We start from the raw sequence: 15,708 nt of genomic DNA on the forward strand, positions 1-15,708 counted from the left end.
GGAAGCACCCTCATGTCGCGCAACGCCCCCTCTGCCCTGTCGGTCGACAGTGGCGGCGATGAGTTCGTCGTCACCGGCGATCGCCCCCGTCTGTCGTTCGTGAGCGCCGGCTCGGACAGTCACGTCATCGAGGCATCGATCGACGGTGGCGCCCCGGTCACCGCCGAGATCACCGGTCACCGTTTTGTGGAGTGGCCGTTCGAGCCGCTGCGCAGCGGCGCCCGCGTGACGTGGCGAGTAAGGCGAGCTGTCGCGGATGGTGCATGGTCGAAGCGTGCCGTGTTCGAGGTGGGTCTTCTCGACGCCGATTGGACGGCCGAGTGGATCTCGCCGGTCGAAGCGGCTGACCCCGGATACGGCGAGCGTCCCACGCACGTGCTCGCGGGGACGTTCGCCCTCCCTTCGAGGATCGAGTCGGCGCGTCTGTACGCGACAGCGCTCGGCGTCTACACCGCGACGGCGAACGGATCCCGCGTGGGCGGCGACGAGCTCGCGCCCGGGTCGACGTCGTACGACCGGACGCTCTACGCCCAGGCGCACGACGTCACCGCACTCCTCGAGGTCGGGGCGAATCGACTCGAGATCGAACTGTCGGACGGCTGGTACCGCGGCCAGGTCGGCGCCTTCCGGCTGCCCGCCGGCTGGGGAACCACGCTCGGTGTGCGGGCGGAGCTGCATGTGCGGCTCGCCGACGGCGTGACGCAGGTGATCGTCACCGACGGCAGCTGGACGAGCGCGCCGACGACTACGACCCGTGCGGACCTCATGGCAGGTCAGACTGTCGACTTCACCGCGGCGCCCGGCACTCCGACCGCGGCACGCGTCGGTGCCGTCGTCGACGCGCCGGCGATAGCCTGGTCGCCGGCTCCGCCCGTGCGCGTGCTCGAATCGCGCGCCCCCGTCGCTGTCGCCCAGGTCGCCGAGGGCGTCACCGTCGTGGACTTCGGCCAGAACGCCTCCGGCTGGGTGCGGCTCACCGATCTCGGTGCTCCGGGCACGCGCACGGTGATCGAGTACGGCGAGTACGTGGATGCCTCGGGCGACCTGTCGACGACCCACCTCGACTCCGAGCGACCAGAGGGCCGCATGGCCTTCGTTCAGCGCGACGAGGTCGTGGCGGGCGCTCCAGGTGAGGTGTTCGAGCCGCGCCACACGGTGCACGGCTTCCAGTACGCCCGCATCACACGCACGGGCGCACCGCTGGACGCGGCATCCGTGACCATGCAGATCTTGCACAGCGACCTGAAGCGAACGGGCTCGTTCGAGAGCAGCGACGAGCACCTCAACCGTCTGCACGAGATCGCCGAGTGGAGCTTCCGCGGCAACGCCGTCGACGTGCCCACCGACTGCCCGACGCGCGAGCGTCTCGCGTGGACCGGCGACTACCAGGTGTTCGCGCCGACGGCGACGCGCCTGTACGACGTGCTCGGATTCACCCGCAAGTGGCTGCAGTCGGTGCGAGACGACCAGCTCGACGACGGACGCATCGCGAACTTCTCGCCCGACGGACGCCGGATCAAGCACCACCTCGACGACCAGTTCGCCATGATGACGGGGTCTTCGGGGTGGGGCGATGCGATCGTCGCCGTGCCGTGGGAGATGTACCTGACGTACGGCGACCGCGCGGTGCTCGAGGAGAACTACGACGCCATGGTGCGCTGGGTGGAGTGGGCGCTCGAGAAGGCGCGCACCACGCGACACCACGCCCGCGTGCAGGCCTCTCCCGAACCCGAGCCGTTCGAGCAGTATCTGTGGGACGGCACGTTCCACTGGGGTGAATGGACCGAGCCCCGGGAGCGGGATGCCGAGGGCAACCGCATCGACCCCATCAAACACAACCCGATGGCCTGGTTCATGGCGGACAAGGGAGAGGTCGGCACGGCATACCTGCACCGCTCGACTGCGATGCTCGCCCGGATCGCCGAGATCATCGGACTGGAGACGCATGCTGCGCGCTACGCCGAGACCGCCGAACGGGTCGCCGACGCCTGGCGCCAGGCGTACCTGAATAGCGACGGCACCACGGTGACTGACACTCAGGCCGCATACGTGCGTGCGCTCGCGTTCGGACTCGTGCCCGCCGACCTTCGCGCCGCCGCGCTCGGCCGGCTCGTCGAGCTGATCGAGGCGAGCGACACGCACCTGGCCACCGGCTTCCTCGCGACGGCCGACCTGCTCCCTGTGCTCGCAGACGGCGGCCGCGCCGACGTCGCATACGCACTGCTCGCCCAGCGCACTGCGCCTTCATGGATGTACATGGTCGACCGCGGTGCGACAACGATCTGGGAGGACTGGGAGGGGATCGACGAGAACGGCGATGCCCACGAGTCGCTAAACCACTACAGCAAGGGCGCGGTGATCCGGTTCCTTCACACCCACACGCTCGGGCTCCGGCAGGATGCCGACTCGATCGCGTGGGAGAAAGTCACGATCGCTCCGCTGCCTGCGCCCGGCATGACCTGGGCGCGGGGAGCGCATAACGGCCCGCAGGGCGAGATCGCCGTCGAGTGGCGCATCGAGGGCGACAGCATCCGCATCGCCGCTGACATCCCCGCCGGCACCACCGCGCGCATCGTCTTCCCCGACGGCACCGTCCACGCCGCGGGTCCGGGCCGTTTCGACCAGATCATCGCACTACCGGCATCCACCCTCGCCGTCGCCGCCCGGTGACGCGCATCCGACGCATCGACGCGAAAGAGAGAACGACATGACCAGCTTCCCCGACGGCTTCCTCTGGGGTGCGGCTACCGCCGGCCACCAGATCGAGGGCAACAATGTGAACAGCGACTGGTGGGCGCGCGAGCAGATGATGCCGGGCATGGAGCTGTCGGGCGACGCCGTCGACAGCTACCACCGCTACCGCGAAGACATCCAATTGCTCGCCGATGCCGGTCTCACCTCGTACCGGTTCAGCCTCGAATGGTCGCGCATCGAGCCGGTGCGCGGGCACTTCTCGAAAGCCGAGCTCGCCCACTACCGCCGCATGATCGACTTCTGCCTCGAGCGGGGTGTGACCCCGGTCGTCACGCTGCAGCACTTCACCACCCCGCAGTGGTTCGCAGCCCTCGGTGGGTGGGACGGCCCCGAGGCGCAGGAGCTCTTCTGCGCGTTCGTCGAGCAGGCCTGCACCATCCTCGACGGGGTTGAGTGGGTCGTCACGATGAACGAGCCCAACATGCAGGCCGCCATCATGACCGCGATGCGCCACCTCGCGGCCTCCGGCGGCGAGTGGACGAGCCCGACCGTCGAGGCTGAGGGTGACCAGGAGAAGAAGCAGACTCACAGCGAGTTCCTCACCTACGCCGACCCCGAGATCGGCCGTCTGTTTACGCGCATCCACCACGCCGCCCGTGCGATCGTCCGCGACCGCACGGGTGCGAAGGTCGGCTGGACCATCGCCGCCGGCGCCCTCACCGCAGCCCCGGGCGGGGAGGAAAAGCTTCTCCAGATCCGCTACGGCAAGGAGGACGTGTACTGGGAGGGCAGCCGCGGCGACGACTTCGTCGGCGTGCAGGCCTACAGCTCGCAGCAGGTCGACGCCAACGGGCTGGTCCCTCACCCGCCGCACCCTGACAACACCCTCGTCGGCACGGCCTTCCGTCCCGACTCGCTTGCGATGGCCGTGCGCCACGCATGGGAGGTCAGCGAGCACACGCCGATTCTGATCACCGAGAACGGCATCGCCACGGCTGACGACACCCAGCGCATCCGCTACACCGACGAGGCGCTCCAGGGCCTGCTCGGCACGATCGCCGACGGCATCGATGTCCGCGGGTACCTGCACTGGTCACTGCTCGACAACTTCGAGTGGGGCCACTGGGAGCCGACCTTCGGTCTCATCGCCGTCGACCGTGACACGTTCGCACGCACAGCGAAGCCCAGTCTCGGCTGGCTCGGCGAGGTGGCGCAGCGCAACGCGCTGTCGCGGGAGGGCTGACCGATGAAGATCTCGGGCAAGACGTTCGTCGTCACCGGCGCCGGTAACGGCATCGGCCGCGAGGTGACGCTTCAACTCCTCGCCGCCGGCGCTTCGGTCGCAGGCGTCGACCTCAATGAAGCCGGACTTCAGAAGACCGCAGAGCTCGCCGATGCCGGTTCCCGGTTCACGGCGCATGTCGTGAACATCACTGACCGGGACGCCGTGGAGGCACTGCCTGCGCAGGTCGAGGCTTCCCAGGGCCCCGCCGACGCCGTGATCAATGTCGCCGGGGTGATCCAGAAGTTCGTGAAGGTCGCCGATCTGCCCTACTCGGAGATCGAGAAGGTCATGAACGTGAACTTCTGGGGGACCATGAACATGGTCAAGGCGTTCCTGCCCGTTCTGACCTCGCGTCCTGAAGCCGCTCTCGTGAATGTCGCCAGCATGGGCGCCTACGCACCGGTCCCCGGCCAGGCCGTCTACGGCGCCTCCAAGGCGGCCGTCAAGGTGCTCACCGAGGCGCTCTACGCCGAGCTTCTCGACACGTCCGTCGCGGTGACGGTGATCTTCCCGGGCGCGATCGGCACAGATATCGCCGCGAACTCGGGCGTTGCGCTGTCGGACGGGTCGCAGGACGCGCCCGCGTACAAGACGACCCCGCCTTCTGCTGCGGCGGCGGTCATCGTCGACGCCGTGATCAAGGGCAGGTACCGCGCGACCATCGGGGGCGACGCGGCGGCGATGGACAAGCTCTCGCGCCTCAGCCCCAAGCGGGCCACCACGCTCATCGCCAAGCAGATGGGAGCTCTGCTCAACTGACGACATCGGGCGCCCGACGAAGGGCTCGCCGGGCGCCCGACCTCGAGCCCTCAGACCACACCGCTGACCACAGCACGCAAAGGAGCACACATGTCTTTCCCGTTCGCCGACGTTTCGGACCGTCCGCTTTCCGATCTTCTCTCGCTGGGCGGGCGGCGCGCCGTCGTGACCGGTGCTGCCCAGGGCCTGGGCAAGGCCATCGCCTCGCGCCTGGCTGAGGCCGGCGCTGACCTTCTGCTGATAGACCTCAATGCCGACGCCGCCGATGCCGCGGCCGCGGAACTGTCGGAGCGGTACGGGGTTCGGGTGGTGAGCACGGGCGCCGACGTCGCCGATGCCGCGTCCGTCGCCGCCGCGGCCGACCTCGCCGTCGCCGAACTCGGCGGCATCGATGTCTGGGTCAACAACGCGGGAATCTTCCCGAACGCGCCCGTGACGATCATGCCCGACGAGATGTGGGATTCCACCTTCGCCGTCAACGCCCGCGGTGTCTTCCTCGGAGCACGTGAGGCCGCACGACGGATGTCGGCGGACGGTTCGGGCGGGGTCATCGTGAATATCATCTCCACGGCGGGCGTGCAGGTGGCGTTCCCGGGAATGGCCGCCTACGTCGGCTCGAAGCACGCGGCGCTCGGCATGACCAAGTCGCTCGCGGTCGACCTCGCCCCCCTCGGCATCCGCGTGCTCGGCGTGGCGCCGAGCTTCGTGCCGACCGAGGGCAACCTCGCCGCTGCGAAGGCCGGCGCCGAGGCGGCTGCCGCGGCGGGCATCGAGATGCCCCCGCTGGAGGTCATGAACAAGAGCATGATCGGCCGAATGGGCACCCCCGACGACATTGCCCGCGTCGTGCTCTTCGCCGCCAGCGACCTCTCTATGATCATGACGGGCAGCACCCTCATGGCCGACGCCGGCGAGACGATCTAGGGTGACAGCCTCCGGGCGGCCGCTGCGCGCGATCCAGCAGATCCAGATCGGCCAGGTCACCTCCACCGAAAGCCAGGCACGTGACACCCTCGCGCGACTGGCGTCCGCCGGGTACGAGGGGATCGAACTCAACGGCTTCATGACCCGCCCGACGCCGCTCTTCGTGCGCGCGCTCACGAAGGCCGCCGGCATGCCGGTCGGGCGCGGTGGGCGGCTGGACTGGCCGCGCCTGGTCGCGGAGTCGGGGTTGTCGGTCGTCGCGGTGCACGAGGATCTTGGCGCCATCGAGTCCGAGACGATGGCGGTTGCCGCTCGGGCCGCCGGGTTCGGCACTCGCACCGTCGTGGTCACCGGCATGTATCGGTTCGACTACGGCGACGACAGCGCTGTCACGCGGCTGGCGCGGCGGTTGGACGCCGCCGGTCGTGCTCTCGCCGCCGAGGGCATGCGCCTGCTCTACCACAACCACACGGCGGAGTTCCGGCGCCTCGGCTCGGGTCGCGCCGCGTGGGAAGTGCTGGTGGAGCAGACCGATTCCGATGCCGTGGGGTTCGAGCTCGACTGCTTCTGGGCGGTCACTGCGGGCGCTGATCCGCTGGCGCTGCTCGATCGGTTCGGCGAACGGGTGCGCCTGCTCCACATCACCGACCGCGGCTCGCGCGTCACCGGACCCACGATGACCCCGATCGTCAAGGTCGACAGCGTGGAGCTGGGTACCGGCAACATGGCCGTCGACGCGATCATCACGCGCTCGGCATCTCTACACGTCGATGCTGTCGTGGTCGAGACCCACAAGAACTGGATCGACGGGTCGCCGCTGCGCAGCGCCGAGGTCAGTGGCGAAGTGCTTCGGCGCCTCCTTCCCTGACACGCTCAACCGACACCGACCCGAATCCAGCGGCGCCCAAGGCGTCAGGACGAAAGGAGCGTGGATGCTCACATGGGGGATCATCGGCACAGGCGACATCTCCGAGCGGCTGGTGGCCGACCTCGCCGCGCTGCCGGGCGCAACCGTCACCGCGGTGTGGGGGAGGTCGGCCGAACGCGCCGACGACTTCGCACGGGCTCACGCCATCGCGTTCGCGACGGTGTCGCGCGACGAGCTCTTCGCCCGCGAGGACGTCGACGTGGTCTACATCGCCACGCCGGCGCACACGCACGCCGACATCGCGGTCGAGGCGCTCCGGGCCGGCAAGCATGTACTCATCGAGAAGCCGATCGCCACGAGCGCCGACGAGGCCGAGCGCGTGTACACGGCGGCGACGACGGCCAGGCGCTTCGCGATGGAGGCGATGTGGATGCGGTTCAATCCGCTCCATGTCGAGGTGATCGACCGCGTTCGCGGCGGGCTCCTCGGCCCCGCGAACAGCGTTCGCGCGAGCTTCGGGACACCGTTTCAGGCACGCGGACGCGTGCTCACACCGGCGCAGGGCGGCAGCATCCTCAGAGATCGAGGCATCTACCCCGTCACCCTCGCGCACTGGTTCCTCGGCGAGCCGACCTCGCTTGCGGCATCCGGTGTCTTCGATGACGGCACCGACATCGAGGGCCACGCCACGCTCGAATACCGCCTGGCCTTCGCGCAGCTCGCGTGGTCGGGTATCCGCTTCCTCGATCTCACCGCGACGGTCAGTGGAGACCGGGGGTGGATCACCATCGACCCGATGTTCTGGGCCGGATCGCGCGCACGCGTGCACGCAGGATCGGCGGAGCGGATCTTCGGCGCCCCCGAGGTGATCGAGTATCCCCGCCAGGGGAACGGCTACGGCCCGATGCTCGCCGCGGTCACCGACGCCATTGGGAGCGGGCGTCTCGAGCATCCCTGGCACTCGCATGCGGACTCGCTCGCGATCACCCGCACGCTCGACGCGGTGCTGGCGGGGATGTCGGCCGCACGCTGAGCTGCGACGTAGCCGAACACGCGCGCCGCATTGCTGCTGTTCGTGACGATTCAGTTCTATTCCGCGTGTGATGAGGCGTCTTAGCATTGCGGTCGTCTCAGACGCCCGACGTGGATCGACTCCCGTCTTCGGCCGTGAGAGTATCCCCAAAGGAGTGTGAAACGCGATGGCGCGTAACCCGAAACCGACAGCCAGCGAAGCCGACGGCGTGACGTACCGTCGTGCCCGCACCTGGGAGATCGCCTTCTCACAGTTGAACAACGGCTCGGCGATGATCTTCTATGTCCTGGTCGGCCTGATGAGCTACCTGCAGAACGCGGGCTACGGCATCGCCGTGGCCGTCGCCGGCATCATCCTGACCGTCACCCGCGTCTTTGACGGCGTGATCGATCCGCTGGTCGGCCTCGTCATCGAGAAGGTGCGCTTCCGGTTCGGCAAGCTGCGATTCTTCATGCTCACCGGCTGGGCGATCCGATCGCTCGCGATCCTCATGCTGTTCGTCTGGGGATCGAACGCCGGCCTCGGCGCTGTGTTCTTCATCGCTCTGTATCTGGTGTACATCATCGGGTCCTCGATGAACGACATCGCCGGTCAGATGTCGGGTCCTGTCCTCACAAACGATCCTCGCCAGCGGCCGACGGTCCAGGTGTGGGCGACGGTGTACGCCTACTTGATCCCCTCGATCTTCACGATCGTGTCGACCGTCGTCTTCCTGCCGCGTCATGGCAACGAGTTCACGGTCGGGATGCTCAGCGAGACCGCCATCACCTACGTGGCCTGCTCCCTCGTCTTCCAGATCCTCGCCTGCATCGGCGTCGCGCGCGTCGACAAGCCGGAGAGTTTCGTCCACCTCGCGGTGACGAAGGAGGATGCCGAGGTCTCGGTCCGCGACATGTGGAATGTGCTCGCCCACAACGGCTCGTTCATGCGATACCTCGTCAGCGGCGCGTCCGACAAGCTCGCTCAGGTGGTGAAGTCGCAGGCCGTGATCGGAACCCTGATGTGGGGCATCCTGCTTGGCAACATGCAGCTGGGCACGACTCTCAGCCTGATCGCCATCCTTCCGGGCATCGTGTTCGCGATCTTCGGTGCGCGGTACACGGGCAAGCACGGGTCGAAGGCCGCGACTGTGACGTGGACATGGATCTGCATCATCCTCGCCCTCGTGCTCGCCGCGTTCTGCCTGGTCGTGGACCTGAGCTCGGTGCTCGGCAGCCTGCCCCTCACCATCGTGTTCTTCCTCGTGTACCTGCTCCTCAATGGCGCGTCGATGGTTGTCACGGTGGCCTCGGGTGCGATGCGCGCCGACGTCATCGACTACGAGCTCGACCGCTCCGGTAAGTTCCTTCCTGCGACTGTCACCGCCACCTACAACTTCGTGGACCAGATCATCTCGTCGCTCGGCTCGACCCTTGCACTGGGAGCCGTCGCGCTGATCGGCTTCTCGACGGTCATGCCGCAGCCGACCGACAGCCCGAACACGGCGATCCTCCTCATGACGATGCTGCTCTTCTTCGGGCTGCCGATCCTCGGCTGGGTCTGCACGCTGATCGCCATGCACGGCTACAAGCTGAACCGCGGCGAGATGATCGCCGTTCAGAAGCGCATCGCCAGCCGCAAAGCTGAGCTGACGACGGACGTCCCGGCGGAGGCGCTGGCCTGATACGCCGTAGTTCCGAGATGACGGCCCTGGGTGCCGGCGTGGCAGCGCCGGTACCCAGGGCCATCGTCATGTCCCGTGCTGGTCGCGATACGCTGTCGGCGTCATGCCATATTCGGCACGGAACACCTTGACGAAGTAGTTGGCGTCGTCGTACCCGACGAACATCGCGATGTCGCGCACACCCTGCGTGGTCGTGGCGAGCAGCCGCGCGGCGCGCTCGGCCCGCCGCTGGGCGACATACCCGGCGACGGTCGTCCCCGTGGCTTCTTTGAACCGCCGCGCCAGCGTCGAAGCCGACACCCCGAGGCGCTCAGCGAGTTCGGTGGTTGAAACCTGATGGCTGAGATGCAGTTCGATCTCGTCGGTCACGCGCCGCACAAGGGCAGGGTAGCCGCGCAGTCGATGGCGTCTCACCGCTTCGCAGAAGTCGGTGACCATCTGGGAGATGAAGCCCAGCGCACGTCGCGTGTCGGAGCTGTGGCCGACCCGGTGCAGCCGCTGGGCGTACTCCTGCGAGATCGCGTCGATCGTCACCGGCGGCAGGCCCCCACGCTGGGCGGCGACCCGGGCCATGATGCGGAGGATCGTCGCTCCGAGGAACGGGGTGTTCAGATAGCCGCTGATGCGCGGCATCCCCGATAGGCCCTGAAGTGCGGCGAGCGCCCGATCGGTTGCGCCGTCGGCGACGGCATCCATGAAGTCCTGCTCGTGGCGATAGCGCTCCTCGATCACGGCGAACGACGCGGACTGCGGGGCGTCGCCCAGGCCAGGCGAGATGGATCCGCCCTCCGCCTTCACATGCTGGAGGGTACCTGCGGTGTCCTCGCCACCGCCTGCACGCAGGATCGCGGAGGCGCTGCGATGCACGTACTCGGCGTCGACGATCGCGTAGCGGGTGCGATAGAGCTTGTACAGGGACAGGTGGGCGGTCGGGATCCCGAGCCGACTCATCACCTCTTCGGCGGTCCCGGGATACATCGGCGTGTGCGTGTACGGGCCGATGAGGAGGAGCCGATCGTCCCAGCGCGCGACGGCCACCGCCATCCCGAGCGGCTCCTCGACCTCGTGGATGACCTGCGCGGGCATTGCGAGAACGAATTCGCGGAGTGCGGCGGCGGTGAACGCCGGCTGGATCTGCGGGTTGAGGCAGTGCGCGTCCTGGAACGCCGTCAGCGCGTCGGCGATGTCGGAGGTGACGGTCACCGAGCAGCTCAGCACGTCCGCGAGGACGCCGACGATCGTACCGAGGCCGTCGGGGGCCCCTGTGGTTCTCGCCGTCGTCATCATGATCCTTGGTTGGCGTTTCACTCGTGCGCAACGAGTGCTGTTCCTGCTTTTCCAGTTCTATTGTGGACCCTCCGTGTGGTCATAACGTGAAACGAGCCCGGCACCTGCCGGTGCGCTGTGCGCCGAAGGAGACCACAATGACGCAGCCTCCCACCCCTTCCCTCCGCCGGGTCACGTCCCTCCTCGAGGACTGGGCTTACGCCCCTGAGGCGCTGCCGGATGCGAGCTGGGACGAGGTCGCCGCGGCCGGGTCGACGGTCAGCCTGCCGCACACGTGGAACGCCGCGGACGGGTACGCGGGCGGCGGGTACCGACGCGGCCGCTCGACGTATGCGCGGCGGGTGACCGCCGACGTCGGCGCCATCGAGACGTGGGTCGAGTTCGCCGGAGTGAACTCGACAGCCGAGGTGCACGTCGACGGCCAGCTCCTGGCACGCCACCACGGCGGATACTCCACGTTCCGCGTGAACGTGACCGAGTATCTCGTCGAGGGCGCCGCGACCATCGTGGTCGTCGTCGACAACACGGCGAACGAGAGCGTCTACCCGCAGCAGGCCGACTTCACCTTCTACGGCGGCATCTACCGGGAGGTCCGGCAGATCAGCGTCGGCGCGACGCACTTCGCCCTCGACGGAGACGGCGGACCGGGACTGACGGTCACGCCGCGTCTCGCCGATCGGGGCGCCGTCGTCTCGGTGAACGCCGGCGTGTCCGGGGTCGCTGCCGCCGAGGCATCCGTTCGCTTCGTCATCGACGGCGAGGTTGCCGTCACGGTGCCCGTCATCGGTGGTGAGGCCCAGGCTGATCTGACGATCGAGCAGGTTCGCCGGTGGCACGGCCTGCGCGACCCGCACCTCTACACGGCCCGCGCCGAGCTCCTCGACGGAGATGTCCTCGTCGACGTGGTCGAGCTGCGATTCGGATGCCGGGAGTTCGAGGTCAACCCGCAGCGCGGGTTTCTGCTCAATGGGGAGGAGTATCCGCTCCGCGGCGTCTCGAGGCACCAGGACTTCGAGGGTGCGGGCAATGCGATCACCGAAGCGATGCAGCAGACCGACCTCGCCCTGATCCGCGAGATCGGGGCGACCACCGTCCGGCTCGCGCACTACCAGCACGACCAGCGCTTCTACGACCTGTGCGACGAGGCAGGGCTCGTGGTGTGGGCCGAGATCCCGCAGATCACGGTGTTCCTGCCCGGTGCCGTCGACAACGCCCGCGACCAGCTCACCGAGCTGATCGTGCAGAACCGCCACCACGCGAGCATCGTCTGCTGGGGCCTGTCGAACGAGATCACCCTCGCCGGTGCCGGCGACGACGTGGTGGCCGCGCACCGCGATCTCAACGACCTCGCCCATCGCCTTGACCCCATGCGTCTGACGGCCATGGCGAACCTGTTCCTGCTCGAGACCGACCACCCGCTCGTCACGCTGCCGGACGTCATGTCGTACAACCTCTACTTCGGCTGGTACGTCGGAGATTCCGCCGACAACGACACGTGGCTCGACGACTTCCACACCGCGTACCCCGGCATCGCGATCGGTCTCTCGGAGTACGGAGCCGACGCCAACCCGCAGTACCAGTCCGCCGACCCCGCGAAGGGCGACTACTCCGAGACCTATCAGGCGCTCTACCACGAGCACATGGTCGAGATGATCGAAGAGCGGCCGTGGCTGTGGGCCACGCACGTGTGGAACCTCGCCGACTTCGGCTCTGCCGGCCGTGACGAGGGCGGCGTCGCCGGGCGCAACCAGAAGGGTCTGGTCTCGTTCGACCGCACGCTCAAGAAGGACGCGTTCTACGTCTACAAGGCGGCATGGGCGACCGAGCCCTTCGTCCACGTGGCCGGGCGGCGCCGCGCAGAACGTGCGGAGGAGGTGACCGAGGTCGTCGTGTACTCCAACCAGCCCGAGGTGACGCTGCTCGTCGACGGCGCCGAGGTGGGCACCGTCGCGGGTTCGCGGGCTTTCCGGTTCGAGGTGCCGCTCACCGGCGAGCACGAGGTCACCGCCCGCGCTGGCGACAAAACTGACACGATCAGCCTGCGCAAGGTCGACGAGGTGCCAGAGGCATCCATCATGCCCACCACCGCCATAGCCAACTGGTTCGACGCCGCGCCACTGCCGGCACCAGAGGGTTTCTTCTCGATCCAGGACTCGCTGGGCGACATCAAGCGGTCGGAGGAGGGAACGCGCGTGATCGCGTCCGTGCTCGAGGCGGTCTCTACCAGCCGCGGCGAAGTGGGGCGCGGGGTTGAGATCCCGCCCGCGATGCAGGCGATCGTCGACCGCATGAGCGTCCAGAAGCTCATCACGCAGGCCGGGGGAGTGCCGATCGAACAGGTCGCGGCGCTCAATGCCCAGCTCAACCTCATCTCGAAATGAAACCTCCGTCGGTGGACCGTCGACTCTTCCCCTCGGATGAGAGGGTGCGCGAACTTGCGGCCGAACTGCACGCCGAGGTCGCAGACGCCCCCATCATCTCGCCGCACGGACATGTCGATCCGCGGCTGCTCGCCGAGGACATCCCGTTCAGCGACCCCGCCGACCTGTTCCTCACGCGCGATCACTACGTGACACGCCTCCTGCACGCGAGCGGGGTGCCCCTCGGTGACCTCGGTCTCGACTGCGATCGCGCCGTCGATCCGCGCGAGGCCTGGCGCATCCTCGCGGCGAATTGGCACCGCTTCGCCGGGACAGCCAGCGGATATTGGTTGACCGGCGAGCTCGCGACGCTCTTCGGCGTCCACGACGAGCTCTCCGCGGAGACCTCCGATCGCATATACGACCGCGTGGCCGCAGCGTTGGCCGAGCCCGGGTTCCGACCCCGCGCCCTCTTCGACAGGTTCCGTATCGACGTGCTCGCCACGACCGACGACCCCCTCGACGATCTGGCACCGCACACACGGCTCGCCGCCGATCCGGCCGTTCGCGGACGAGTACTCCCGACCTTCCGCCCGGATGCGTATCTGGATCCGGAGGCGCCCGGGTTCGTCGACCGGGTCGGCCGGCTGCTTGCGGCGACCGGACGGCGGGCGACTTTCGCGGGGTATCTCGAGGCGCTGCAGGCGCGTCGAGACTACTTCATCGACCACGGGGCGGTCTCTGCGGACCACGGGGTGGTCGAGCCGTTCACGACGGATCTGGATCCGGGGACCGCTGAGGAGCTGTTCCGGACGGCGCTGGCCGGGACGGCGGATTCCGCGGCCGCCCGGGTGTTCCGGGGACACATGCTGTTCCAGATGGCCCGCATGAGCGTCTCGGACGGGCTCGTCATGACGGTGCACCCCGGAGTGCACCGCAACCACCATCGGCCGACGTTCGAACGATTCGGACCGGACACGGGACACGACATCCCGGTGCGCACCGAGTACACCCGGAACCTTCGCCCGCTGCTGAACGCCTTCGGCACGGCAGCGGGATTCCACCTCGTCCTGTTCGCCGTGGACGAGACCGTGTACTCGCGAGAGGTGGCACCGCTCGCTGGCTTCTACCCGAGCGTGTTCATCGGTGCACCATGGTGGTTCCTCGATGCGCCGGACGCGATCCAGCGGTGGCGGTCCGCGGTCACCGAGACCGCGGGCTTCTACCGGTCGAGCGGCTTCATCGACGACACGCGCGCCTTCCTGTCCATCCCCGCGCGGCACGACACGGCACGCCGATCGGACGCTGCGTTCCTCGCGCGACTCGTCGTCGAGGGGCGCGTCAGCCTTCCGACCGCGCGCCGGATCGTCCGGGACCTCGTCGACGCGATCCCGCGAGAGGTCTTCAAACTGTGAGCCCCACACCTCTCACCCGCGACGAGCTCGCCCGACGCAGCGGCGACGCGGCCGCCACCCCGGCTCCGGTGCGGATCGTCCATCTGGGCCTCGGGCACTTCTTCCGCGCTCACCAGGCCTGGTACACCGCCCATGCTGCCGATGCAGCGCGATGGGGGATCGCAGCATTCACCGGGCGCAGCATCGCGAGCGCCGAGGCCCTCAACCGGCAAGACGGACTCTTCACGCTGGTCGAGCGTGGCCCCCACACCGATCGACTCGAGGTGATCGGAAGCGTCGTGGAGGCCGTCGCGGGGCAGGACGTGCAGCGCCTCGAGGCTCTTGCCCGTGACCCGCAGGTTGCCGTCATCACCCTCACCGTGACCGAGAGCGGCTACCGGCTGACCACCGCCGGGCTGCCCGATCTCGACGACCCGGACGTGCGCGCAGACCTCGAAGCGCTGCGCGCCGGCGCGTCGGCCGCGTCGACGGTGCTCGGCCGATTGACGACCGCCTTCCGTGCACGACGCGACGCAGACGCAGGGCCGATCGCGGTCGTTCCCTGCGACAACATCCCCGGCAACGGCGAGTTCGTCGCCCAGGGCGTCATCGCGTTCGCTGAGCGGGTCGACCCGACCCTCGCCGCGTGGGTCACGGCGAACGTGTCGTTCGTGAGCACATCGGTCGACCGCATCACTCCCCACACCAACGAGGTCCCCGCTGTCGTGTCGAGTGCGGGCTGGCTCGACGACCTGACGGTGATCACCGAGCCGTTCTCGGACTGGGTGCTCGCGGGCGACTTCCCCGCGGGAAGGCCCGACTGGGAGAGCGCCGGTGCCCGGTTCGTCGACGACATCGAACCGTGGGAGAACCGGAAGCTGTGGCTGCTCAACGGCGCCCACAGTCTCCTCACGTTCGCGGGGATGCCGCGCGGGCTCCATACGGTCGCCGAAGCGATCGCCGACCCCGAGTGCCGTGCCCTCGTCGAGTCCTTCTGGGACGAAGCCGTCGCCTGCCTTCCCGACGGCACGGAGCACGTGCAGTACCGGAGCCAGCTCATCGAGCGCTTCGCGAATCCTCGAATCGTCCACCGGCTCGCGCAGATCGCCGCCGAGGCGACGACGAAGGTGGAGTTTCGATTCGCGGCCGTCGCCGAGCGCTCGATCGCAGCAGGTCGGGACACCTCGGCAAGCGCGCGCGCTCTCGCGACATGGATCGCCTGGCTGCGAACGGATCCCGGCGCCGTCGACGTGCGAGCCGACGCGGTCGCCGCTGCCGAGGCATCCGACGACCCCGTCTCGTCGCTCGTCGGACTTGTCTCACCGAAACTCGCAGCCCTTCCCGGCTTCGTCGATGACGTCCGGCAACTCGTCCCGGACGTGTCCACAGATCAGACTCCCGCTCTCGGTCGATGACCGAACAGGGCATGCGCTCATTCCAC

At 68.3% G+C, this 15,708-nt stretch carries 11 protein-coding genes; 10 read left to right on the forward strand and 1 reads right to left on the reverse strand.

The features are described from left to right. Positions 1 to 12 precede the first annotated feature (12 nt). From ABG085_RS07470 to ABG085_RS07500, 7 genes are all read left to right on the forward strand, one after another. Positions 13 to 2,670, forward strand: a complete 2,658-nt coding sequence (locus ABG085_RS07470; protein WP_347978764.1) for a family 78 glycoside hydrolase catalytic domain — start codon at positions 13 to 15, stop codon at positions 2,668 to 2,670. Between the two features lie 37 nt (positions 2,671 to 2,707). Next, positions 2,708 to 3,937, forward strand: a complete 1,230-nt coding sequence (locus tag ABG085_RS07475; protein WP_347978765.1) for a family 1 glycosylhydrolase — start codon at positions 2,708 to 2,710, stop codon at positions 3,935 to 3,937. A 3-nt stretch (positions 3,938 to 3,940) separates the two neighbouring features. Further along, the gene (locus ABG085_RS07480; RefSeq protein WP_347978766.1) at positions 3,941 to 4,738 is read left to right on the forward strand and encodes an SDR family NAD(P)-dependent oxidoreductase; all 798 of its coding nucleotides are present in this window, start codon (positions 3,941 to 3,943) and stop codon (positions 4,736 to 4,738) included. Positions 4,739 to 4,828: 90 nt separating this feature from the next. After that, positions 4,829 to 5,662, forward strand: coding sequence for an SDR family oxidoreductase (locus tag ABG085_RS07485; RefSeq protein WP_347978767.1), 834 nt, complete (start codon positions 4,829 to 4,831; stop codon positions 5,660 to 5,662). A gap of 1 nt (position 5,663) precedes the next feature. After that, complete coding sequence (locus ABG085_RS07490) at positions 5,664 to 6,530, forward strand: sugar phosphate isomerase/epimerase (RefSeq protein WP_347978768.1); 867 nt, start codon at positions 5,664 to 5,666, stop codon at positions 6,528 to 6,530. A gap of 64 nt (positions 6,531 to 6,594) precedes the next feature. Continuing rightward, entirely contained in the window at positions 6,595 to 7,563 is a 969-nt protein-coding gene (locus ABG085_RS07495) for a Gfo/Idh/MocA family oxidoreductase (protein ID WP_347978769.1), read from the forward strand. 208 nt (positions 7,564 to 7,771) lie between these two features. Continuing rightward, the gene (locus ABG085_RS07500; protein WP_347978770.1) at positions 7,772 to 9,226 is read left to right on the forward strand and encodes an MFS transporter; all 1,455 of its coding nucleotides are present in this window, start codon (positions 7,772 to 7,774) and stop codon (positions 9,224 to 9,226) included. Positions 9,227 to 9,292: 66 nt separating this feature from the next. On the opposite strand, the gene ABG085_RS07505 is transcribed toward ABG085_RS07500, so the two are convergent. Continuing rightward, on the reverse strand, positions 9,293 to 10,510 hold the full coding sequence (locus ABG085_RS07505) for an AraC family transcriptional regulator (RefSeq protein WP_347978771.1): 1,218 nt from the start codon (positions 10,508 to 10,510) through the stop codon (positions 9,293 to 9,295). 140 nt (positions 10,511 to 10,650) lie between these two features. Between ABG085_RS07505 and ABG085_RS07510 the strand changes: the two genes are divergently transcribed. The 3 genes from ABG085_RS07510 to ABG085_RS07520 are packed head-to-tail and all read left to right on the forward strand — an operon-like array spanning position 10,651 to position 15,682. Further along, the gene (locus ABG085_RS07510; protein ID WP_347978772.1) at positions 10,651 to 12,894 is read left to right on the forward strand and encodes a glycoside hydrolase family 2 TIM barrel-domain containing protein; all 2,244 of its coding nucleotides are present in this window, start codon (positions 10,651 to 10,653) and stop codon (positions 12,892 to 12,894) included. Next, positions 12,891 to 14,288 (forward strand): glucuronate isomerase, encoded by a 1,398-nt coding sequence (uxaC, locus tag ABG085_RS07515; RefSeq protein ID WP_347978773.1) that lies wholly within the window; start codon positions 12,891 to 12,893, stop codon positions 14,286 to 14,288. Before ABG085_RS07510 ends, uxaC begins: the two co-directional genes overlap by 4 nt. After that, positions 14,285 to 15,682, forward strand: coding sequence for a mannitol dehydrogenase family protein (locus ABG085_RS07520; protein WP_347978774.1), 1,398 nt, complete (start codon positions 14,285 to 14,287; stop codon positions 15,680 to 15,682). The genes uxaC and ABG085_RS07520 overlap by 4 nt, the downstream gene beginning before the upstream one ends. The last annotated feature ends 26 nt before the right edge of the window (positions 15,683 to 15,708 follow it).

This window comes from Microbacterium sp. ProA8, from assembly GCF_039905635.1.
GTDB lineage: Bacteria > Actinomycetota > Actinomycetes > Actinomycetales > Microbacteriaceae > Microbacterium > Microbacterium chionoecetis.

Bases quoted from the DNA above. Each gene is read 5' to 3' on its own strand.
- ABG085_RS07470 (WP_347978764.1), top strand. From the start codon at position 13: ATGTCGCGCAACGCCCCCTCTGCCCTGTCGGTCGACAGTGGCGGCGAT.
- ABG085_RS07475 (WP_347978765.1), top strand. From the start codon at position 2,708: ATGACCAGCTTCCCCGACGGCTTCCTCTGGGGTGCGGCTACCGCCGGC.
- ABG085_RS07480 (WP_347978766.1), top strand. From the start codon at position 3,941: ATGAAGATCTCGGGCAAGACGTTCGTCGTCACCGGCGCCGGTAACGGC.
- ABG085_RS07485 (WP_347978767.1), top strand. From the start codon at position 4,829: ATGTCTTTCCCGTTCGCCGACGTTTCGGACCGTCCGCTTTCCGATCTT.
- ABG085_RS07495 (WP_347978769.1), top strand. From the start codon at position 6,595: ATGCTCACATGGGGGATCATCGGCACAGGCGACATCTCCGAGCGGCTG.
- ABG085_RS07505 (WP_347978771.1), bottom strand. From the start codon at position 10,510: ATGACGACGGCGAGAACCACAGGGGCCCCCGACGGCCTCGGTACGATC.
- ABG085_RS07510 (WP_347978772.1), top strand. From the start codon at position 10,651: ATGACGCAGCCTCCCACCCCTTCCCTCCGCCGGGTCACGTCCCTCCTC.
- uxaC (WP_347978773.1), top strand. From the start codon at position 12,891: ATGAAACCTCCGTCGGTGGACCGTCGACTCTTCCCCTCGGATGAGAGG.